The sequence below is a fragment of the Streptococcus infantis SPAR10 genome, from assembly GCF_000279535.1.
GTDB classification, from domain to species: domain Bacteria; phylum Bacillota; class Bacilli; order Lactobacillales; family Streptococcaceae; genus Streptococcus; species Streptococcus infantis_I.
On the sequence record NZ_ALCH01000004.1, the window covers coordinates 609033 to 631686 of the forward strand.

The 22654-nt window shown below is 35.0% G+C and carries 24 protein-coding genes; 22 read left to right on the forward strand and 2 right to left on the reverse strand.

The window, feature by feature from the left end; translation table 11 throughout:
• The 10 genes from prfA (at position 1) to SPAR10_RS08180 (ending at position 9294) form a co-directional block, all read left to right on the forward strand.
• Positions 1 to 1080, forward strand: coding sequence for a peptide chain release factor 1 (gene prfA, locus SPAR10_RS08135; RefSeq protein ID WP_004252778.1), 1080 nt, complete (start codon positions 1 to 3; stop codon positions 1078 to 1080).
• On the forward strand, positions 1080 to 1916 hold the full coding sequence (gene prmC / locus SPAR10_RS08140) for a peptide chain release factor N(5)-glutamine methyltransferase (protein WP_004252780.1): 837 nt from the start codon (positions 1080 to 1082) through the stop codon (positions 1914 to 1916). The genes prfA and prmC overlap by 1 nt, the downstream gene beginning before the upstream one ends.
• Positions 1900 to 2502: an L-threonylcarbamoyladenylate synthase gene (locus tag SPAR10_RS08145; RefSeq protein WP_080581399.1), complete on the forward strand. Its 603-nt coding sequence runs from the start codon at positions 1900 to 1902 to the stop codon at positions 2500 to 2502. The genes prmC and SPAR10_RS08145 overlap by 17 nt, the downstream gene beginning before the upstream one ends.
• Before the next feature lies 1 nt (position 2503).
• Positions 2504 to 2950, forward strand: a complete 447-nt coding sequence (locus SPAR10_RS08150) for a GNAT family N-acetyltransferase (protein WP_004252785.1) — start codon at positions 2504 to 2506, stop codon at positions 2948 to 2950.
• Positions 2947 to 4203, forward strand: a complete 1257-nt coding sequence (gene glyA / locus SPAR10_RS08155) for a serine hydroxymethyltransferase (RefSeq protein ID WP_004252787.1) — start codon at positions 2947 to 2949, stop codon at positions 4201 to 4203. The genes SPAR10_RS08150 and glyA overlap by 4 nt, the downstream gene beginning before the upstream one ends.
• Positions 4204 to 4209: 6 nt before the next feature.
• Entirely contained in the window at positions 4210 to 5184 is a 975-nt protein-coding gene (locus SPAR10_RS08160) for a nucleoid-associated protein (RefSeq protein ID WP_004252789.1), read from the forward strand.
• Entirely contained in the window at positions 5184 to 5786 is a 603-nt protein-coding gene (locus SPAR10_RS08165) for a lysozyme family protein (RefSeq protein ID WP_025170566.1), read from the forward strand. Before SPAR10_RS08160 ends, SPAR10_RS08165 begins: the two co-directional genes overlap by 1 nt.
• Positions 5787 to 5867: 81 nt before the next feature.
• On the forward strand, positions 5868 to 6842 hold the full coding sequence (locus SPAR10_RS08170; RefSeq protein ID WP_004252795.1) for a DUF1002 domain-containing protein: 975 nt from the start codon (positions 5868 to 5870) through the stop codon (positions 6840 to 6842).
• 74 nt (positions 6843 to 6916) lie between these two features.
• Entirely contained in the window at positions 6917 to 8284 is a 1368-nt protein-coding gene (gene rlmD, locus SPAR10_RS08175; protein WP_004252804.1) for a 23S rRNA (uracil(1939)-C(5))-methyltransferase RlmD, read from the forward strand.
• A gap of 260 nt (positions 8285 to 8544) precedes the next feature.
• On the forward strand, positions 8545 to 9294 hold the full coding sequence (locus SPAR10_RS08180) for a CPBP family intramembrane glutamic endopeptidase (RefSeq protein ID WP_004252806.1): 750 nt from the start codon (positions 8545 to 8547) through the stop codon (positions 9292 to 9294).
• Between the two features lie 410 nt (positions 9295 to 9704).
• Here the strand turns inward: SPAR10_RS08180 and SPAR10_RS08185 are convergent, their stop codons facing one another.
• Entirely contained in the window at positions 9705 to 10496 is a 792-nt protein-coding gene (locus tag SPAR10_RS08185; protein WP_004252810.1) for a CPBP family intramembrane glutamic endopeptidase, read from the reverse strand.
• 4 nt (positions 10497 to 10500) lie between these two features.
• Positions 10501 to 11388, reverse strand: coding sequence for a helix-turn-helix domain-containing protein (locus SPAR10_RS08190; protein ID WP_004252815.1), 888 nt, complete (start codon positions 11386 to 11388; stop codon positions 10501 to 10503).
• A gap of 305 nt (positions 11389 to 11693) precedes the next feature.
• On the opposite strand from SPAR10_RS08190, the gene SPAR10_RS08195 reads away from it, so the two are divergent.
• The 12 genes from SPAR10_RS08195 to pcfG all read left to right on the forward strand — a co-directional run bounded on the left by SPAR10_RS08195 (position 11694) and on the right by pcfG (position 22586).
• Entirely contained in the window at positions 11694 to 12500 is an 807-nt protein-coding gene (locus SPAR10_RS08195; protein WP_004252817.1) for an alpha/beta fold hydrolase, read from the forward strand.
• Between the two features lie 11 nt (positions 12501 to 12511).
• Complete coding sequence (locus SPAR10_RS08200; RefSeq protein WP_004252819.1) at positions 12512 to 13360, forward strand: ADP-ribosylglycohydrolase family protein; 849 nt, start codon at positions 12512 to 12514, stop codon at positions 13358 to 13360.
• A gap of 66 nt (positions 13361 to 13426) precedes the next feature.
• Positions 13427 to 14212 carry a hypothetical protein gene (locus SPAR10_RS08205; protein WP_004252821.1) on the forward strand — a complete coding sequence of 262 codons (786 nt, stop codon included), beginning with the start codon at positions 13427 to 13429 and terminating at the stop codon, positions 14210 to 14212.
• Between the two features lie 11 nt (positions 14213 to 14223).
• Positions 14224 to 14355, forward strand: a complete 132-nt coding sequence (locus SPAR10_RS11290) for a hypothetical protein (RefSeq protein WP_004252823.1) — start codon at positions 14224 to 14226, stop codon at positions 14353 to 14355.
• A gap of 50 nt (positions 14356 to 14405) precedes the next feature.
• Entirely contained in the window at positions 14406 to 14897 is a 492-nt protein-coding gene (locus SPAR10_RS08210) for a nucleotidyltransferase (RefSeq protein WP_004252824.1), read from the forward strand.
• Between the two features lie 137 nt (positions 14898 to 15034).
• The gene (locus tag SPAR10_RS08215; protein ID WP_004252825.1) at positions 15035 to 15223 is read left to right on the forward strand and encodes a hypothetical protein; all 189 of its coding nucleotides are present in this window, start codon (positions 15035 to 15037) and stop codon (positions 15221 to 15223) included.
• Between the two features lie 270 nt (positions 15224 to 15493).
• A complete protein-coding gene (locus tag SPAR10_RS08220) occupies positions 15494 to 17251 on the forward strand; it encodes a DUF4365 domain-containing protein (protein ID WP_004252826.1) in 1758 nt (585 codons plus the stop codon).
• 122 nt (positions 17252 to 17373) lie between these two features.
• A complete protein-coding gene (locus SPAR10_RS08225) occupies positions 17374 to 18861 on the forward strand; it encodes an LA2681 family HEPN domain-containing protein (protein WP_232672993.1) in 1488 nt (495 codons plus the stop codon).
• Positions 18862 to 19513: 652 nt separating this feature from the next.
• Positions 19514 to 20113, forward strand: coding sequence for a hypothetical protein (locus SPAR10_RS08230; protein ID WP_004252832.1), 600 nt, complete (start codon positions 19514 to 19516; stop codon positions 20111 to 20113).
• 286 nt (positions 20114 to 20399) lie between these two features.
• Entirely contained in the window at positions 20400 to 21101 is a 702-nt protein-coding gene (gene pcfF / locus SPAR10_RS08235; protein ID WP_004252834.1) for a lantibiotic protection ABC transporter ATP-binding protein PcfF, read from the forward strand.
• A gap of 4 nt (positions 21102 to 21105) precedes the next feature.
• The gene (gene pcfE, locus SPAR10_RS08240; protein ID WP_004252835.1) at positions 21106 to 21846 is read left to right on the forward strand and encodes a lantibiotic protection ABC transporter permease PcfE; all 741 of its coding nucleotides are present in this window, start codon (positions 21106 to 21108) and stop codon (positions 21844 to 21846) included.
• The gene (gene pcfG, locus SPAR10_RS08245) at positions 21846 to 22586 is read left to right on the forward strand and encodes a lantibiotic protection ABC transporter permease PcfG (protein WP_004252837.1); all 741 of its coding nucleotides are present in this window, start codon (positions 21846 to 21848) and stop codon (positions 22584 to 22586) included. The genes pcfE and pcfG overlap by 1 nt, the downstream gene beginning before the upstream one ends.
• Positions 22587 to 22654: the final 68 nt, after the last annotated feature.

A 22654-nucleotide genomic window follows, 5' to 3' on the forward strand; every position in this document is an offset into this window, starting at 1 on the left:
ATGAATATCTATGATCAACTACAAGCTGTAGAAGACCGTTATGAAGAATTAGGAGAATTGCTGAGCGACCCTGATGTGGTCTCTGATACCAAGCGTTTCATGGAGCTTTCAAAAGAGGAAGCTTCAACTCGTGATACCGTAACCGCCTACCGTGAATACAAACAAGTCCTCCAAAACATCGTTGATGCTGAAGAAATGATTAAAGAGTCTGGCGGAGATGCCGACTTGGAAGAAATGGCCAAGCAAGAACTCAAGGATGCTAAGGCAGAAAAAGAAGAGTACGAAGAAAAATTGAAAATCTTGCTTCTTCCAAAAGATCCAAACGATGACAAGAACATCATCCTTGAAATCCGTGGAGCTGCTGGTGGAGATGAGGCAGCACTTTTTGCTGGAGACCTTCTAACAATGTACCAAAAATATGCTGAAGCCCAAGGCTGGCGCTTTGAAGTTATGGAGGCATCTATGAACGGTGTCGGCGGTTTCAAAGAAGTGGTTGCCATGGTTTCTGGTCAGTCAGTTTACTCTAAACTCAAGTATGAATCAGGTGCCCACCGTGTGCAACGTGTCCCTGTGACAGAAAGCCAAGGTCGTGTTCATACTTCTACGGCAACTGTCCTTATCATGCCTGAGGTAGAAGAAGTAGAGTACGATATTGATCCAAAAGATCTTCGTGTGGACATCTACCACGCATCTGGTGCTGGTGGACAGAACGTCAACAAAGTTGCAACTGCCGTTCGTATTGTTCACTTGCCAACCAATATTAAGGTGGAGATGCAGGAAGAACGTACCCAGCAGAAAAACCGTGAGAAGGCCATGAAAATCATTCGTGCGCGTGTTGCTGACCACTTTGCACAGATTGCCCAAGATGAACAAGATGCTGAACGTAAGTCTACTATCGGTACTGGTGACCGTTCAGAGCGTATTCGTACTTATAACTTCCCACAAAACCGTGTCACAGACCACCGTATCGGCTTGACTCTACAAAAACTTGATACAATTCTAGCTGGTAAATTGGATGAAGTTGTAGATGCCTTGGTTCTTTATGACCAAACACAAAAATTGGAAGAATTAAACAAATAATGAAATTAGCTCAAATTTTTAAAGATTTTGAGGAAAAGTTAATAGTACAAGGAGAGGAAGCAGAAAGCCTCTCCTTTGTCTATCGTAGCCTAAAAAATCTATCTTTTACAGACTTCGTCTTTGCCCTCCAGCAAGAAGTAACAGAGGAAGAGAAGCAATTTGTGGAAGAAATTTTCAAGAAATTAGCAGCACATATTCCTGCCCAGTACATTATCGGTCATGCAGAATTTTTTGGGATGCAGTTAAAGGTTGATGAGCGGGTCTTGATTCCTCGCCCAGAGACAGAAGAGTTGGTAGAGCTCATCCTAGCCGAGAATCTAAAGGACAATCTAAAAGTTCTAGATATCGGAACAGGAAGCGGTGCAATAGCCCTTGTTTTAGCTAAAAATAGGCCAGATTGGTCGGTTACGGCAGCGGATATTTCACAGGATGCATTAGAGCTTGCAACAGAGAATGCTAACGTTCAAAATCTAAATCTCTCTTTTATCAAATCTGACTGTTTCTCTAAAATTTCTTCAAAATATGATATAATTGTATCCAATCCACCATACATTTCTCGTGAAGATCAAGAAGAAGTTGGCTTGAATGTTTTGCATTCAGAACCACATTTGGCACTTTTTGCTGACGAGGATGGCCTAGCTATCTACCGTAGAATCGCGGAAGACTCCAAGGACTATCTAAATGATGGTGGTAAGATTTATCTTGAAATTGGCTACAAACAAGGTCAAAGTGTGCCCGCTCTCTTTATGGAAAATCTTCCAGAGAAACGAGTTCGAACGCTCAAAGACCAATTTGGCCAAGATAGGATGGTAGTCATTGATGATGGAGAAAATTAAGCAAGAGTTGGAAAAAGGTGGAGCTGTTGTTTTGCCAACGGAGACAGTTTATGGCCTCTTTGCAAAAGCATTGGATGAAAAGGCTGTTGACTACGTTTATCAGCTCAAACGTCGCCCTAGAGATAAGGCTCTCAATCTCAATGTTGCTAGTTTAGATGATATCTTGAACTTTTCAAAGAATCAGCCACCTTATTTACAAAAACTTGTTGATGGTTTTCTTCCTGGTCCATTGACCATTATCTTAGAAGCTAATGACAAGGTCCCTTACTGGGTCAATTCAGACTTAACGACTGTTGGATTTCGCATGCCAAGTCATCCTGTTACACTAGAATTGATTCGTGAGTTTGGTCCCTTAATCGGCCCATCTGCAAATATCTCGGGTCAAGCTAGTGGTGCTAGCTTTAAAAAAATTTTAAAAGACTTCGGACAAGAGGTTCTTGGGATAGAAGATGATGCTTTTTTGACAGGTCAAGATTCGACTATTTTAGATTTGACTGCTTGTAAGGCAAGAATTCTACGCCAAGGTTCGATAACTCGAGAAGATATTCTTGCCAAGATACCTGAAATTCCTTTTGAGGAGGTATGACATGCTACGTGCTTTGAAAGCAACAGATGTTGCATCGATTTATGAGATTAACAAAGATGCTTTAGGTTATGATTTTAGTCCTGAGGAAACGGCTAGTCAACTAGCAAAATTATCCCAAGACTCACATCATTTCCTACTGGGGTTTGAGGAACCGACCAGCCATGACTTACTTGGGTATGTACATGCTGAGGTTTATGAATCCCTTTATTCTAATGCCGGTTTTAATATTTTGGCTTTAGCAGTGGTACCCCAGATGCAAGGTAAGGGCATCGGGAAAATTTTGCTCCATGGATTAGAACAAGAAGCAAAAAGACGGGGTTATGAGTTTATTCGATTAAACTCTGCAGACCATCGTCTTGGTGCTCATGCATTTTATGAAAGAGTGGGTTATACTTGCGATAAAGTGCAGAAACGATTTATTAAGTTAATTAAAGGAGAAAAACTATGATTTTTGACAAAGAAGATTTTAAAGCTTATGATGCTGATCTTTGGAATGCTATTGCCAAAGAAGAGGAACGCCAACAAAATAATATTGAATTAATCGCTTCAGAGAACGTTGTATCTAAGGCTGTTATGGCTGCTCAAGGGTCAATCTTAACCAATAAATATGCTGAGGGATATCCTGGACGTCGTTACTATGGTGGTACTGATGTAGTGGATGTTATCGAAAGTCTAGCTATTGAACGTGCGAAAGAAATCTTTGGTGCTAAATTTGCCAATGTCCAACCTCACTCAGGAAGTCAAGCTAACTGTGCAGCATACATGGCCTTGATCGAACCAGGTGATACGGTTATGGGGATGGATTTAGCTGCGGGTGGGCACTTGACTCACGGAGCTCCTGTCAGCTTCTCAGGCCAAACCTATAACTTTGTTTCATATAGCGTTGATCCGGAGACAGAGCTATTGGACTTTGACGCCATCTTGAAACAAGCTCAAGAAGTTCAACCAAAACTTATCGTAGCTGGTGCCTCAGCCTATTCTCACATTATTGATTTCTCAAAATTCCGTGAAATTGCGGATGCTGTGGGCGCAAAACTCATGGTCGATATGGCTCACATTGCTGGCTTGGTTGCAGCCGGTCTTCATCCAAATCCAGTTCCATACGCACATATCACAACGACAACAACTCACAAAACTCTTCGTGGACCACGTGGTGGGTTGATTTTGACTAACGACGAAGACCTTGCTAAGAAAATTAATTCCGCTATTTTCCCAGGTATCCAAGGTGGACCACTAGAGCATGTTGTTGCTGCTAAGGCTGTAGCCTTTAAAGAAGTTTTGGATCCAGCCTTCAAGGAATATGCTGCTAATGTCATCAAGAACAGCAAGGCTATGGCTGAAGTATTCCTGCAAGATCCTAATTTCCGCATTATCTCTGGTGGTACTGAAAACCACCTCTTCTTAGTGGATGTCACAAAGGTTATAGAAAGTGGAAAAGTAGCCCAAAACTTATTGGATGAGGTCAACATTACCCTTAATAAAAACTCAATCCCTTACGAAACATTGTCACCATTCAAGACAAGTGGTATTCGTATCGGAGCGGCAGCAATTACTGCTCGTGGTTTTGGTGAAAAAGAAAGCCGTCAAGTTGCTGAACTTATTATTAAAGCCCTTAAGAATGCAGAAAACGAAGCTGTCTTAGAAGAAGTGAGAAGTGCAGTCAAATCCTTGACAGATGCCTTCCCATTATATGAGGACTAATATTTTATGGATATTTATATTAAGAAAGCCATTATCCATCAGTTCAGCCCTGATGACACAGAGTTGTTCTTGGCGGATAAGTTTCTCAATATCACTCCTAAAATCGAGGAATACTTGCGTAAAAAAGTGGAGCGTGTGTATTCGGATGATGCCAAAACTGGTATTTTTGAAGAGGATAATCCTTTTTTCAATCACATCAAAGAAGATTTAATGGAAACATCTGTTACAATTGCTAATCTCTGGAAAGAGGAATTCTCTGTATCTGAAAACCAAAGGACAAATGACTTGGTTTTTGTCCAGTTTTCAAAAGAGGGAGTAGACCACTTTGCCTTTCTACGAATTGCATTGCGTGAAACCTTGACACACTTGGGTGGCGAGGTTGACAATCCAATCAAACTGACTCAGAATAACTTACCTGGATTTGGAACTGGAGCAGATGAAGCACTAGTTGTTAATCTTCAAAGTCGCAAGTATCACTTGATTGAAAAACGCATCAAGTATAATGGAGCCTTTTTAAACTATTTTTCTGAGAATCTTATCCAAGCACAACCAAAGATTTCACCAAAGAAATCCATTAAGGAACTAGAAAAAACGGCTCAAAAGATTGCCGAAACCTTTAACACAGATGATTTTCAATTTCAATCCAAGGTAAAATCAGCAATTTTCAATAATCTTGAAGAGAATAATGAGCTCTCTCCAGAAAAATTAGCCAATGATCTTTTTGACAATAATCTTACTGCTCGACTTAGCTTCATTGACCAGGTTAAAGAAGCAGTACCAGAGCCAGTACAGTTTGATGAGATTGATGCCAGTCGTCAGTTAAAGAGATTTGAGAATCAGAAACTTTCCTTGTCAAATGGAATTGAACTCATCGTACCAAACAATGTCTATCAAGATGCGGAATCAGTTGAGTTCATTCAAAACGATAATGGAACCTATTCTATCTTAATCAAAAACATCGAGGATATACAAAATAAATAATGTTTAAATTTATACGAAGAATGCTGGTACTAGCAGTCTTCCTTTTCGCTGGATATAAAGCTTATCTGATTCGTCAGGATGTCAAACAAGTCATGACCTACCAACCCATGGTTCGCGAAATCTTGAATGAAAAAGATACCCCAGCAAACGAAGAGCTTGTGCTCGCCATGATTTATACAGAAACTAAGGGTAAAGAAGGGGACGTGATGCAGTCAAGTGAATCTGCTAGTGGCTCTACTGATACCATAAACGATAATGCAAGTAGTATTCGGCAAGGGGTTCAAACCTTGACAGAAAATCTCTATCTTGCTCAAGAAAAAGGAGTGGATGTCTGGACAGCCATTCAAGCTTATAACTTTGGACCTGCTTATATCGATTTTATCGCCCAGAATGGGAAAAAGAATACTCTTGTACTAGCTAAGCAATACTCCAGAGATACAGTTGCGCCTATATTAGGAAATACAACAGGGAAAACCTATCGCTACATCAATCCCATTTCTATTTTTCAAGGTGGAGAACTTTATGTGGATGGGGGAAACTATTATTACTCTAGACAGGTTCAGCTGAATCTCTATATTATGAAAATTTTTAATCTATTTTAAGCATCTAGAATTTCTAGGTGTTTTTATAAGTTTTCTTTAAGGATACTTTAATATGCTAGAGTAGAAAAGGAGGAACGTCTCATGCGAAAGAAATTCTTTCTGACTAGCGCTGCAGTACTTTTAGCAGTTGCAACACTGCAAAGCGCCCAGGCAGCTACTGATGTTCAAAAAGTAATTGATGAAACCTATGTTCAACCTGAGTACGTCTTGGGTTCTTCATTAACGGAAGATCAAAAAAATCAAACACTTAAAAAACTTGGCTATGATGCCTCAAAAGATACTAAAGATTTGAAGACCATGACACCAGATGTCTACTCAAAAATTATGAATGTCGCAAACGATTCAAGTCTTCAACTTTATTCATCAGCAAAAATTCAAAAATTAGGAGAAAAATCTCCACTTGAGGTCAAGATTGAGACACCTGAAAATATCACTAAAGTAACGCAAGATATGTACCGTAATGCGGCTGTTACCTTGGGTGTGGAGCACGCGCGTATCACCGTTGCGGCACCAATTCCGGTTACTGGTGAAAGTGCCCTAGCAGGTATTTACTATTCCCTTGAGTCAAATGGTGTAAAATTACCTCAGGAAAATAAAGACTTGGCTCAGGAAGAGCTCAAGGCCTTGTCAGATATTAACGATGAAAACAAGGACAAATCAGGCTTTGATGCCAATAAACTGAACGTAGCCCTTGCTGATATAAAGGCTGCAGTCGCTAAGGCTAAAGAGTCTAAGGGTGAGCTTACAGAAGATGATGTTCGTAAGATTGTCGAAGATACTTTAAAGAACTATAAACTGGATCAAGTTGTTACAGGCAACCAAGTCAATGTCATCATCAACTTTGCCTTTAATCTTTCAAAGAGCGATATTCTTAACAACGAAGACTTTACAAAGACTCTTAAAGATTTGAAACAAAGCATTGTTGCTCAAGCAGGTGATAGTTTTAGTAATATCGATCTAAACTTTGATGCCAATAAAGCTATTCAAGACGGTGGAAACATCCTCAGCTCAATTTGGCAAGCTATCCTTGATTTCTTCAAGAGTTTTGGTGCTTAGGTCAATTCATGGTATAATAGATGGTAACAGGATTGTTGCCGTCTTTTTTTGTCGGCTTATAGAAAGTGAAAATTATGTTAAAGAAAAATGATATTGTAGAAGTTGAGATTTTCGATTTGACCCATGAAGGAGCAGGTGTTGCCAAGGTAGATGGCTTGGTCTTTTTTGTAGAGAATGCTCTTCCGACTGAAAAAATCCTTATGCGAGTCCTTAAAGTCAACAAGAAGATTGGCTTTGGTAAAGTCGAGGAATACCTTACGCAATCTCCACATCGTAATCAAGACTTAGATTTGGCTTACCTACGTTCAGGTATTGCCGACTTGGGACATCTAGCTTATCCAGAGCAACTCAAGTTTAAAACCAAGCAAGTAAAAGACAGTCTTTATAAGATTGCTGGAATCATGGATATAGAGGTCGCAGATACTTTTGGCATGAAAAATCCGATCAAGTATCGTAATAAGGCTCAGGTTCCTGTTCGTCGTGTCAATGGTGTTCTGGAGACTGGTTTCTTCCGTAAGAATTCTCATGATCTTATGCCTCTTGAAGATTTTTATATCCAAGATCCAGTCATTGATCAAGTTATTGTGGCTTTACGTGATTTGCTTCGTCGCTATGACTTAAAACCCTATGATGAAAAGGAACATTCTGGCTTGATTCGTAACCTTGTTGTACGTCGTGGCCATCATTCAGGTCAAATTATGGTTATCTTGGTGACAACTCGTCCTAAAATTTTCCGAGTTGAACAGTTGATTGAACAAGTCATCAAGCAGTTCCCAGAGATTGTGTCTGTCATGCAAAATATTAATGACCAAAATACAAATGCGATTTTTGGGAAAGAATGGCGAGTTCTCTATGGTCAAGATTACATTACGGATCAAATGTTGGGGAATAGCTTCCAAATTTCTGGACCAGCCTTTTATCAGGTCAATACAGAAATGGCAGAGAAGCTTTATCAGACAGCTATTGATTTTGCGGGGTTGAGTGAAGATGATGTGGTGATCGATGCCTACTCAGGAATCGGAACTATTGGCTTATCTGTCGCTAAGCATGTCAAGGAAGTCTACGGGGTGGAAGTTATCCCAGAAGCAGTAGAAAATAGCCAGAAGAACGCAGAATTGAACGGTATTACCAATGCCCACTATGTCTGTGATACAGCTGAAAATGCCATGAAGAATTGGCTCAAGGAAGGCATCCAACCAACTGCCATCCTGGTCGACCCACCACGCAAGGGCTTGACCGAAAGCTTTATCAAAGCAAGCGCTCAAACAGGAGCTGACCGCATCGCCTATATCTCATGTAATGTCGCAACCATGGCGCGTGATATCAAACTCTATCAAGAGTTGGGCTATGAATTGAAGAAAGTCCAGCCGGTGGACCTTTTTCCGCAAACGCACCATGTTGAGGCGGTATCACTGCTTGTACGAGCTGAGGCATCAGCGTAGTAGAAGGAGATGTTCCGCCCATGCGATAGCTGTCGTAGAGTAAGGAGTTTACGACGAAACGATACGGCAACAGCGAACCGCCGAGTGTGTTGCTCTGCTCGTAAAAGCCTAGAAAGCTTGGTATGAATTAATAATGAAAAGCCTTGATTGTAAGGCTTTTTTTGTGTTTTTGTGATAGAATATAGGTAGTTATAATCGACAGCAACTAAGAAGCAGTAAAAAAATATTATTCATAGAATAATCAGGATTAGGAAGATAAAATGACAGAAATTGACAAAAAGAATTTAAAAAATTATCTTTATTGTACATTTGGAATTACTTATATAGCTTGGGGGATTCTTGCCATCTTTACGCAATCTCATATCTTTGGATTAGAAACAATTATAGGAAGAACATTACATATAGTAGGTGCACTTGGACCAGCTATTGCTAGTGGCTTTTATTTGAAAAGGAATAATATAAAATTTAAACATTTTGTATTTAATAAAAGAAAAAATAGTAGTATTTATTTCATTATTCATTTGTTAGCAATTTTGATACTATTTTCTGTATCTTCCTTAGAATTAAATGGAGTATCCATTTATCTAATGCCACTATTCTTTATTCAATTAATTTTTTTTGGTGGTGGACATGAAGAATTAGGATGGAGAGGAATATTACAACCATTACTTGATAAAAAATATACATATTGGCAATCTAATTTGATTGTAGGATCAATTTGGGGGATTTGGCATCTACCTTTATGGTTTATAGTTGGAGAAAGTCATCAAGGATTTCCTTTTATTTTATTTTTTATATATACATTATTTTTAAGTTTTGTTTTAGGGCTTCTTTACCGTCAAACGAAATCTGTGGGATACTGTATATTATTTCATGCGTTCGCAAATTTGTTAAATCTCTATTTTGTGTTAAAAATTAATCTTATTTTTATTATCATTTTTATTGCTTATTTAATTTATACAATATTGGCTAGTAATAGAATTAGTAAGGAAAAGGATTTTAAATCTTAGAATGGATGTTGTTTCTTTTGGAAGAAGTGATCGACTTTACGTTCCACAGTATTAATTCAAAATCATTGTAATTGGACTTACGTGGTTATGGATAAAGATTGGTGTCCTTTTTGTTATGGAATTGAGTCAGGAAAATGAATTTGAGGTCGATGAGTTTTCATTAAATTTTAGTTATGAGAATGAATTATGTGTTCTTTTAGATTGGATTAGATTAGTGGTTCTCATGGCAAAGGAATAAAAATAATACTGATATCATATTAGAAGTTATTTTTCTATTTTTAAAGCAGTTAACCGATTGGTTAGCTGCTCTTATTATGTGACTTGGCATTCGATGTGTTGAGGTATATCAAATTACTGGTTTGTAAGACGATATTGTCTTTGTACTCAAAATAGAAACAGCTTAACTATAGTTAGTGATAGTATTTAAAATTAGATCTATTTCGTATATGCATTGCAATCGGAGTGATGAGTAGGTATAGCAAGGTCAAAATGATAAAAAATCCGATATCAGCATCCAAAAATACATAAACAATATTAAAGCCAAAATGCATGAAAATAGTATAAATCAAATTGTTATATTTCTCCAAAATAATATTCATTAAAATCGTAATGGATGTAATTACAACTATGTTAGCAATAATATATGGAATCGCACGCCAATCCGTGAATTTTGAATCTACAACCCACAGAAGTGTATGCCAGAAACACCAGACTAGGCCTTGGTAAATAGAGGATTTTAAAAAATGATACTTTTTATTAAATTCTTCTCTCATATAACCACGCCAACCTAATTCTTCACCAGTCGGACCTGATGTAAATGATAAGAATATACTTAGTGGCAATGATACTGTTCCTAGATTGATGTAGGAGAACATTGTTTTTTGGGTCATAAGTGAGTAAATGAAGAGTGATAATATACTGAGCCCAAATGTAATACCAAATGAAGATAGGAGTGGGAGTAGCGAAACTTTAGCAGAGAAACACCGCTTAAGAAAAGTAGTTATTTCTTCATCAGTCCGGAAATACTTCCATCCAAATAAAAGGAGGTATGAAGGAGACCATGCGACGATATTTCGTACTATCCACATAACAACAGGTGGGACTTTAAACAATAGACTTGCGGGGGCTGCTACAAAAATAATGAGGGCCCAAACAAGGATATAAGAACTGAGGATGTATCTTTTTAAATAATTTACATTCATTTAGTTACCCTCTTTCTTTAACTGTATAGACAACAAGTTCACTATTGATACCATTTAGTTCAATTAAATTATCAGAATCTGATGAATCAAAGCGTTCAGTATTTTGTCCATCTTTTTCAAAATAAATGTGTGTTCCAATCCCTTTCGAAACAGCGGTAAATATACTATTTTCTGGGATACAAATTCGAGATGTTGCTGAAATCTGATTAATGGAAAGATCACCGTTTAATGAATTACATAATACTTCCATATCAAGATTACAGTTAATTTTTACCTTGCCTGAAATATCTTCTAGAGTAATACGAGATGTCTTAATGTCAAGCTCAATATTATCGCATTCTAGAGAGCGAATCTCCACAGATTTTGCATTAACTTCACATTCGATGTGACTAATATAGGAAGTCGGAATTTCCACAAAGATACTGACAGTTTCTTTAGCCGTAGCCTCTGTTACACTATTATAACGTTTTACATCTACATCAATTCTTTTTCTACTATCATCAATTTTTACTTTAAAATCATTTTGAAGTGTAGAAAGAAGGTTAGATACCAGACGAACTCGAATTTTTTCTCCGTTGTATCCGGATAATACAAACTTTTCTGCGCCTCCAAATTTCATATCATAACTCTTGATCTTATCAATATCATACTCTGTGATACTCTCGAAGAGATATTCGCTTGTCTTAAGTGTAGTTCCTTTATTACAGATTAGCTCATCGATTGAGATGTTAAATAGGTTTGAGATTGATACCATATTGTCGATATCTGGAATTCCAGCACCAGTTTCCCACTTTGTTACAGCTTGTCTGGATACACCGATTTTTTCAGCTAAAAGCTCTTGTGACATCCCTACTTGTTTACGTATGGATTTTAATTTTTCAGCAAATGTCATGTTGTATGACCTCCTCTATATATTTTATAATGTAAATTGTCATATATTTGATATGACAGAATTTAGTATAGTATAAACGATTATCAAGTCACAAGCAAGTAGACGTTGCATCCTCATTATTTTTGCTACTTTACGTAGCATTTGTTGTTTTGATGTTGATTTTTAGTGTTATTCTAGTTATTTTATCATCGTTTGTTATATAATGAAGTAAGTACCTTAATTACACGTTGAGAACGTTTTATTACTTGTACGTTCTGATTACTCAACTAAGTATTACTAGAAGTCTTACAGTAAGGAGTTTAAATATGAAATTCCATGAATTTGGTGATAAGAATTTGCCTCCTATCTTACTTATACATGGTGGTGGCAGTTCTTGGTGGAATTATCTTCGTCAAGCACGGATCTTGTCGGAGAAGTATCGTGTCATTCTACCCACCTTGAATGGCCACGGCGAAGAATTTCAACTTGATTATGTTTCTACTGAAGATTCTGCTTTGGAGATTCTAGACTATATCAAAGCAAACTGTGGCGGGAAGTTGTTTGCGATTGGTGGTGTTTCACTTGGTGGTCAAATTGCTATGGAGCTTTTGTCAATAGACAGAGATATAGCTGAGAAAGCCATCATAGATGGAAGCCTCTGTATTCCTCAACCAAGATTAGCTAAAATCAGCATTTTTCTGGTACGTCTATTTGGCAAACTGATGTTTAGTAAATCCTCTTGTAAACTTCAGTTAAGCATGATGAACAAAATATATCCTAAATTGGCTTATCCAGAGGAACTAAAAGATTATTATTTGGAGGATCTGCCAAGGACGCCTATCAATACATTGGTGACCATTTACAAAACATATATGGGGCATTACAAGCTAAAGGATACGATTTCTGCTAATAAGGCGCAGGTTCTTTATATTTATGGTGAAAAAGAATTGAACTGTGTGAAAGCATCAGCGAAATTATTTCAACAACTGCATCCAAATACGATTTTGTATGAAGCTAAGGGCTATAACCACGGCTATTTATCAGCTTACCTGCCTCAAGAGTGGATTAATTTGGTGGTGCCATTTTTAAAGAGCGATTCATTGGAAATGTGTAATGAATCTGATATATCATAAGGAGGAATCTGATGCTAGGAGCAATAGTTGGAGATATTGTTGGTTCTGTTTATGAATGGGACAACATTAAAACGAAAGACTTTCCATTTTTTAGAGAAGACTGCTTTTTCACAGATGATACGGTGATGACCTGCGCCGTTGCAGAAGCCATTATGAATGGTGGTCAGAAGGATGACTTTATTGATGCCATGAAAAAATATGGTAGGATGTATCCCGATGCAGGTTACGGTGCAAGATTTGGGAATTGGGTTGATGGCGACGATCGAGAACCTTATAATAGCTTTGGCAATGGCTCAGCAATGCGTGTTTCTCCATGTGCCTGGACCATGGATTGTAGTTTTTGTGCACGAACGGGAGCCTGGCCGTCCAGAAGAGCTCTTGCACGACTTTCTGCAGAGGTGACTCATAACCATCCAGAGGGGGTCAAGGGAGCTATGGCGACGTCTGATGCTATCTTTATGTGTCGTTATTACTTTGGAGGTTACAGTGGCGACTATGGAAAACCGATCAACGATAATCCTATAGAGTGTAAGAGACTCATCAAGGAACACATAGAACAAGAGTATGGATATAATCTTTCTCAAACACTAGATGAAATTCGTCCTACTTATCGTTTCAATGAAACGTGTCAGGATACCGTTCCTCAGGCCATCGTTGCCTTTCTAGAAAGTACAGATTTTGAAGATGCGATTCGAAATGCGATTTCTCTTGGTGGGGACAGTGATACTCTTGCTGCTATCACAGGAAGTATTGCCGAAGCAGCTTATGGAATCCCTGATTGGATAAAGGACAAGGCCTATACCTATCTAGATGAGCCTTTAAAAGAGGTGCTTAGACGATGGAAAAGGGAAGTTGGCTGAATTTATAGAAAAAAGGCTATTGCTCGATAATAGTCAAATTTCTCAGACCAGATGGAGGTGAACCGAGTGATTCAACTTAGCAGTTTTAAAAAAGTGAATGAAATTTGTTTAATTAACAATCATAAACAATCCTATAAGAGTTTTGAAAATATAGATACCAATGTAGGTACTTTAATCAGCAGCCATCAATCTCAGAAAAATAACTTAACTTGGTTTGCTTATCGAAAAAGTAGCCATGAAATTCGGATTGAAGTGAGAGACGAACAGAATTTTCAAAGTTACTATTTAGATTTGGAAGATAGCTTTCTTGATTCTGAAGTGACTTTTAAGAGTTTCTCTGATAGTAAAATCATCGTTTCATTAACAGCGGAACAGGACAGTTCACAGGACTTTTGCCTTGAATTTTTGAATCATGAACTAAGTGTAAAACATAAATTTCCACGAAATTTGGTGTTTGTTTTTACGATTCACGAGGATAGTTCGTTGTTGGTAAATTTTTACACGACGGAATTTTATAAGATATCGAATCATGATTTTCAAATAAAGTCTAGCAAACGATTTCCAGTATTTGAACAGGACGGGTTATCAAACGTTTGGAAGATTAACAATTCTTACGGTGTATTCTCCACAACGGAAGAAAGATGGTTTGTGTTTCATTTAGAGACATTAGAGCTCATTGATGAAATGGTACTAGATATATGCCAAGGAGACTACTCTGGGATAGACACGCTGTTTCCGACAGGAGATCAATTGATTTTTAGATGCTATCTTTACAATGAAGGAACAAAAGAAGTCGAATACATGAGTGTGGAAAAGCGTGATTTGGAGAGCATACTTGAAACAACAAGCTAGGAGGGGTATCGATGGTTATATTGGAATTGTATCAAAGTGATTATCAAAAGGATTTAGTTGAGTTTTATTCTTTAGAAGAGGGGAGAGCCTTAGTAGCTCAAATCCCGGGATATACTTTAGAAAATGAAGATGATTTTGTTTAAGGTAATAAAGTAGAAATAACGAACATTTATATGAAAGGTTTAGAGTAAACATGAGTCTCTTATTTGAAGAATTTAAAACCATTTGTTTCCATTTAAATCGAGTCGGAATTACACCGACACTGATGGGATCTTTGGGATTGGAGTTTAGAACGAAAGAAAATTGGGAGCCGTCTGACATTGACATTCATGTGCCTGGTGACCCTAGAGGTTGGGAAGCACCTGATCATCTCAGAATTTATGACTGGGACAAAATAATGAAAGTGATGAAAGACTTAGGCTACGTCTTAATAGATATTCATGAGCATGAATTCCAAAAGGATCGAGTGAGTGTTGAATTTGGAAGTATCGATTCCTTACCTGGTTTTGCAGGAGTTTCGGAAGCGGATATAGAGCTTATTCACATTGAAGGCATCACTTTTCGTCTTCCAAGTCTGGAGCAGTATCTAAGTATTTACAAAGCTTCTTCTCAAGACTCCTATCGAAATGAACAAAATAACAATAAGGATTTTAAAAAGATCGAGTGGCTGGAAAAACATTTGTAAATTATCATATGAAAAGTAGTAAGTTGTAAGACTGGCTGCTATGTTATTTTTATTGCTTATTTGATTTATACGATATTGGCTAGTAATAGAATTAGTAAGGAAACAACATTTTAAATTTTAGAAAAGGAAGTATTGTCATGGGAATATTCGATGATTTTGAGTACAAAGAAAAATCCCAAAATGAAGAAAAAGTAATTGAAGCACTTAAAAAGATTTTAAGAGCAATTCATCTAAATAATTATAGAGATATTATGGATTGTGTTAAAACTAAAAATTTATGTACAATTGACCAAACAAGACTTAAACCATTGATACAAATGAATTAGAAGCATAAAGTACATTCTTTAAATAGTGTACTTTATTTTTATTTTGTACATTATTCTGGAGTGTTATTTTGTATGTTTTCTAGTACATAATATCATCTAATCGAAGAAATTGATTTGTACATTTTCGACTCTAATAGGTGTAGAAGAAGTGGTGGTTCAATTGTACATTTTTTGAAGCTTATTTAAGTTTCAATTGAACACAAGATATAGATTTTTATTTTGTTGATGGTATAATAAATAATACATAGTGTTATGTTATGAGGTGATAATTTGGCAAATAATAGACAAATTGAAACGTTAGGCGTTTCATATCTGGCAACATTTATTAACAGAAATAAGTTGCTTCAGACTTATTTCGATAACAATGATAAAACTCCAGCGTGGGATGGGGAAATTCATGTTCTTAAAAATGCTAGTGAGAAAAAGAGCGAAATATTTGGGAGAGTACCTGTCCAAATTAAAGCAACTAAACGTAAGAACAATTCAATGAAATCTTTCCCAGTAGATATGCGTGATTTAGAATTGTATTCAAAAAACGGTGGGGTAGTTTTATTCGTAGTTTGGTTAGATGAGAATAGCAATTTAAAAGATATTTATTATAAATCACTGCCACCTTTTTCTATAAAGAAAATAATTAAAAGAAGTAAATTAAAAAATAAGTCTGCAAATTATAAAACACTTTCGGTACAGATTCATAAACTAGATGAACAAAAAATTTATTCGATGTTAGTTGATTTTGTTACTAATAGTCAGAAACAGCATAGTTTTATAAATATCGATGGGATGTCAATTGAAAATATACCCAATAATAAAGAGATCAAGCTTTACTTTTATGGTCAGGGGCATGAAGGAATATTTAATTACCAGAAGGAACACGACCTCTTTCTTTATCTTAGGGATCCTGAAACTGCCATCGAAATTCCACTTGAAAATTCAATAGAGATTGTTGAAACTTTCGAAGCAACAGATTTAATTATTGAGATAGGAGATTATATTTTTGAAGATATAGAGAGACATTATTTTCCTGACGGAGAGGTACAGCTTCATTTTGGGGAAGGTTTTAAAATATCCTTTAACAATGGGAAAGCTCAACCTAAATTTAATTATTCAAGACCTAATATGCTGTCAGATGCTATAAAGTGTACTCAGGCACTTAAAGAACTAGGAAAAGTAGGATTTTTCACACTCAATGGTATTAGTATAGAACTAGATGAACGGTCTTTATCGGATATTAATTCGCTTGATTTAGATAGCCATATAAAAGAATTGTCGAAAATATCAAATTTCATAAAGAAAATGGGGATAAAAAAAGAGCTTGATTTATCCCTCTTTAATGAACAATCTCAAAGAAATTTAAATATCCTTAATTCAGGTCTAGTATTAAAAAACAAGGTGGCGTTAAATTACGAGGAATCGAAATTGTTTAATCTTAAGATTGCTAACATACATATTAGTACTCTATATGCATTTCATGAAGGTAATAATGGAACTATGATAGATATTTTCACTGAAACTCCTTGGTGCAGGAGAGGCGAGGATGAGGATATTTCTTTATTTGAGGTTTTTAGGCCCGAAGATTGGTTAACAATTGATAACTGTAACTTTGATTCGGTTATTGCCTCATACCAAAGATTAGTTGACTGTAGTGTAGAAAACGTGTGTGCTGACGATACCATAATAAAAATAGTTGCTGCAGCCGATATGACAGAAGAAGTTTCAAAAAAAGAACAGTTGCTTAACTGGGCTCAACGTCTTTCTGACTGGAACATGAACCATATAAAAGAAAATAGCATAAGCATCATAAATGATCTTCAAATTAAATATAGAAATCGTGAATTAGATAATACTGAAATAGAGAAGCTTACTAATATTTTATTAAATAATAAAGATAATGATGAAATTTGTTTTGGTGCATCAGTGTTATTAAAATCAAAACCACAAGCTGATTTATTTTGGACTAAGTTAGATAAAGAAACTCAAGAAAGATATCAGGTTTACCCTATTTATAATTTATATAAGGTATTATAACTTAAATTTATTGCAACTCGAATTTTTCTTAATCTTAATATGATAAAAGAGTTTTTATCTGATATGTTAGTTGAAGAACAAGAAAATAAAGGAAAATCAAATTTAAAATCGAAATATTTAGGATGAAGATGTTAACAAATAATCCAATTAATCATAGTGTACTTAAATTGTCAAAGGATTTCGATAATGCTTTTAAACATAAAAATATAGTGGAAATCTATAGACTAATAGAATTTGGAAAAAATATGGAAAATACTATTGATGATATTTCCAAAATTCAATTATTTTATTCTATTGGGACAGCATATGGTGATATATTTGAACTAAGTAATAACCTAGTATTCAACATAGATACCGATTGTACAGTTCAACAAATTTATTACTTTAGAAAAGCTATCGAAATTTCAAATAATATTGATATAGATCCTGAGAACAATAGCTTTATTCACCCATTATTATGTTCACTATACACCAATTACGCAAATCTATTAGATGCTTGTGGTAGAAAACAGTTAGCTATTAAGATGTATTGTAAATGTATACAAATCAATCCAAGATTCACAATGGCTAGTGGTAACTTGGCTATTTGTCTACATCATTATCGTAATTTTTTGAATGATAACGAACATCTTCACTTTATTAAAAAAATTAAAAATTTAATAGAAACAAGTATAACTGTTTCAGATCCAAACAGAGTTGATTATGCAGAAAAGCGATTTATTGAACTTTACGAACAATATCTTAATTATAAAGACTTAGATGAATGCTCTTGTAAAACCATCGATTATAATCCTAATTCACAAAAGTATCGCGAATGGTGTTGGAACAACGGGCTGTATCTTAATCCACTTAATGACTTACAAGCTGACGATATAAATAGATATGATGATAATCTTTTACTACCAAGTTTATTATTTCAATCAGATAAAGATTTAAACAAATATTTTTCTATGTTTAATCAAATTAAGCAAGAATATGTTTATGCGCGTTATCTCTGTTTTAATAGCATTGAGATTGATTCGGTTCATTATGCTGACGAGTATGTTAATCTTATTGATTGTCTAGACTACGTACAATACTCTATCAGAATTGAAGGATTAAAAGCAGCTTTTAAAACACTATATTCATTATTAGATAAAGTAGCAATGCTTATAAATGAATATTATTGTCTAAAAATCATGCCTCGACAAGTAAATTTTCATTCAATCTGGAGAACAAATAGTAATTTAAATAAATTGTTGGATAAAAATATTGGTTTGTCTTCTATATTCTGGATATCGAAAGATTTTGATAATGGTGATAATTCTTTAACAGCAAATCCACACGCAAAGCTATTAAAAACTATTAGAAATTATTTAGAGCATAGATTTACTAATATTACATTGAATTTTATTGATGTAAATAAAGACAATGACGAAAGCAGATTATATCTAACTGAAATTGAATTGCAAGAGTGTACATTAGATTTATTAAATCTTGTAAGAGAAGTTATTTTTTCATTAAAAAATGCCATTCAAATAAGTGAAAATGAAAAACAATCTACTCTAAGCAGTGAAGTTGCTTTAATTCCGATAAATTATGAAGAAGTAGATTTGGAAGATAAATTATAGCATTAAGCATACAATTTATGGTCGTTATAAAAAGCAATAGTCTAAATTCATTTAACTAATCGACTTAACTAGAGCTAAACCATTGATAAAACTGAATTAGAAGGATAAAGTACACTCATTAAGCAGTGTACTTTATTTTTGTTTTGTACATTATTTGTTGATTGCTTAATCAATACTACATCTCTATCAGGCAATTCAGACTCCATTTAGTCCTCTAAAACTCACGTTGAGGCGGTATCACTGCTTGTACGAGCTGAAGCATCAGCGAGGTAGAAGAAGATGTTCTGCCCATGGGACAGCTGTCTTAGAGTAAGGAATTTACGACGAAACGATACGGTAACAGCGAACCGCTGAGAGTGTTTCTCTGCTCTTAAAAGTGAACGAAAGAAATAATGAAAAGCGTGAAGGTAGCTTCTCTAATCGAATAGAGGGTAAGAATCAGAGTAATAGTTCAAGTATGGCTTCTGGATACTATAGTCTGACATGCTATCAATCTATTTCAGAAGCTGGACAAATTGTAATAACTTTCCTTGAAGGAACTGAGGTAGATTTATAAGAGACTGTGACTGGGAAGTTGCAGTCTTTTTAGGGGTTTAATGGTATAATGTAATTATAAATGTGGATATTGTCTAAATACTCTGGAGGACGCATAATGTTGAATTTAGTAAAAGGTCACCGAGTTACCTTGGTAGAAAACCTGTTTGAATCATTTACAAAGTTAACTGAACATCATTTGATGGCGAATGTACACTCAGAAAAAATATTAGAGGTTTTTCAACACTTTATTGCGATTCATGACGAGCCCTTGTTTTTTATTTTGGAATTGCCTGTCAGTATTGATAGAGAAAAAGTAATAGCAAAGAATATTATCAAGGAATCCCATAAGGATGTTTATTATATTGATGGTTGTTCAAGAGAGGAATGCCTAGAACTGTTGATTAGATACGGTGATTTGCTTGTTAATGATGGACTAAGTAAGTTTGGATTTGGTGGGCATAAAAGTCATGATGAGATCATGCTTGATAGCTATAATGTTGTGACAATTTATAGTAAAGAACTATCGAAATTTAATGACTTTTTTGAACCTCATAATATTCAATTTGTAGAAGAACTAGTGACAGCTTGGAAAACTTTTTCTAAGACCTCACCAGGAATCTCTGAAATCTATGAATGTAATGGAAAAACTGTTTATGATTTGCCTGAAGAATTAGCTGAATGGAGAATATATTTAGCTGAAACTCGAACAGAATAGGCATATCTATAGGATTAAAAAGAGAATACTTCAATTCCTTAAAATTTGATTTAGAGTAAGGTGGAGATTGAAGTTGTAAGATAAATAATGGTTATTTATGGCAGAACTCTGGTTCTGCCTTTTTTATTTATGAAGTATATGAAATATGGCATAAAAGACTAAAGAAAAAAATGCAAAACATTTAATATATTAGAATTTTCTTGCTACTTTTTAAAAATATTTTTTCCTTACAGAATCCTTAAAATTATTTTTTATACTATTTACAAGATTAAAGGAGGAATAAAATATGAACAAATATATTTTAGAAACAAATGAGCTAACAAAAGTTTTTGGAAAACAAAAAGCTGTAAATAATGTGTCATTAAAAATTGAGGAAAATTCAGTATATGGATTACTAGGACCTAATGGTGCAGGTAAATCTACGACATTAAAGATGATTACAGGTATGTTACACAAGACGTCAGGTGAAATTATGTTTGAAGGACATGAATGGAGTAGAAATGATTTATCAGATATTGGTGCTTTAATCGAGATGCCACCCTTATACGAAAATTTAAGTGCAAGAGAAAATCTTAAAGTTAGAACATTATTACTTGGATTGCCTGAAGCAAGAATTGATGAAGTTTTAGAAATTGTAGATTTAAAAAATACCGGAAAAAAGAAAAGCGGTCAATTTTCTTTGGGGATGAAACAAAGATTAGGTATTGCAATTGCTTTATTAAATAATCCTAAACTATTGATACTAGATGAACCGACAAACGGATTAGATCCATTAGGAATTCAAGAATTACGTGATTTGATACGTAGTTTTCCTGAAAAAGGGATAACAGTGATTTTATCAAGCCATATTCTGGCAGAAGTAGAACATACTGCAGATCACATAGGAATTATTCATGATGGAGAATTAAAATATCAAAACATCATTGATCATAATGAAAATTTAGAAGAACTTTTTATGGATGTTGTAAAGAATGGAAAGAGAGTATAGATTAATGAAAAATTATATTTTTGCAGAAACTTTGAAACACAAACACAGTTTTTTGTTGAAGATATTATTTATTGCACCAATTATATCTTTACTTGTTGCGTTTGTATTAATGCCATTATATTTTAGTGTAAATGCATATAATTGGTGGTATGTGATGATTATGCCAGCAACTTTCGCTTTAATACCAGCAATGATGCATAGAAAAGAAGAGAGAAAATTAAACTACCGAGCAATTTTTCCACTCAATATTGATTTAAAAACGATATGGATTTCAAAAATATTAACAGCTTCAATTTATCTAAGTATAACTGCTATTTTGCATATGCTAGGAGTATTTGTTTTTCAATTTTTCATTGGAGAACAATTAACAGGAAACTATGCATTCACGACATTATTATTCGCAAGTGTATTATTGGTTATAACTAACATATGGCAAGTTCCATTTTGTTTTTTCCTGGCTAAAAAGTTTGGGTTTATAGCAAGCATTGTAGTAAACGCTGTATTAGGTCTTGTGTTAGGAATTTTGTTAGCTGACGGTTCTATGTGGATTTATTGCCCTTATTCTTGGGGGATTAGATTGATGGTACCCGTTATGCGTATTTTACCGAACGGTATCCCAACAGAAGTATCAGATCCAATGATTTTAAACACATCCTTACTTGTTCCTTGTATTTTATCAATATGTTTGTTTACATTATTGACTTTCATTACTGCAAAATGGTTTTCTAAGCAAGAGGTGAAGTAATGATGAATATATTGAAATCAGAGTTTTATAAATTGAAGCATACATGGATTCCCTGGGCTCACTTTATCTTACCTGTTTTATATGCTCTAATATTTTATGGAGCAGCAACTATGACAAGTCTAAAAAATTTTTCTGATATGGATATCATACTGAATTATTTTGTACTTTTAGGAGCGGTATTACCAATAATCTGTGGTGTTATTACATCTAAGGTTGTTGACATGGAAGCCAGTGCGGGACGATTTCAAGTGCTTCTATCAACTACAAAATCCAGAAGCAAGGCTTATGGTGGAAAACTTATAATGCTCTTATTGAGTTTCCTATTTTCTATAAGTTTAGCAGTTTTTATATTTGCAATGCTATTTGGTAATCAAGGGACTATGGCTTGGTTAATTGAATTATTATTAGTTTTTATAGGATGTTTATCTACATATATGATTCATTTGTGGGTATCAATTATGTTAGGTGGTGGTGCATCTATTGGATTGGGATTTGTAGAAACATTGATTGCTTTACTTTCAATAACCAATTTAGGTGAAAACATCTGGTATTATTTACCTTGTACTTGGGCATCGAGATTATCTGCAACATATATTGTTGGAAGTGAATTGGCTGGTAGCTCATATTTAATTAAAGAGTTTACCATGTGGGGATATGTAGCAATACCTATTACAGTAGTCATTTTTACTGGCTCTTTATTATGGTTCAATAGGTGGGGTGGAAAGTCAATCAGTGAATAATAGCTCTAAATGTATTTGTAAATGGAATATGGTATAATAATAATAAAATATTTATAAATATGGAGGTG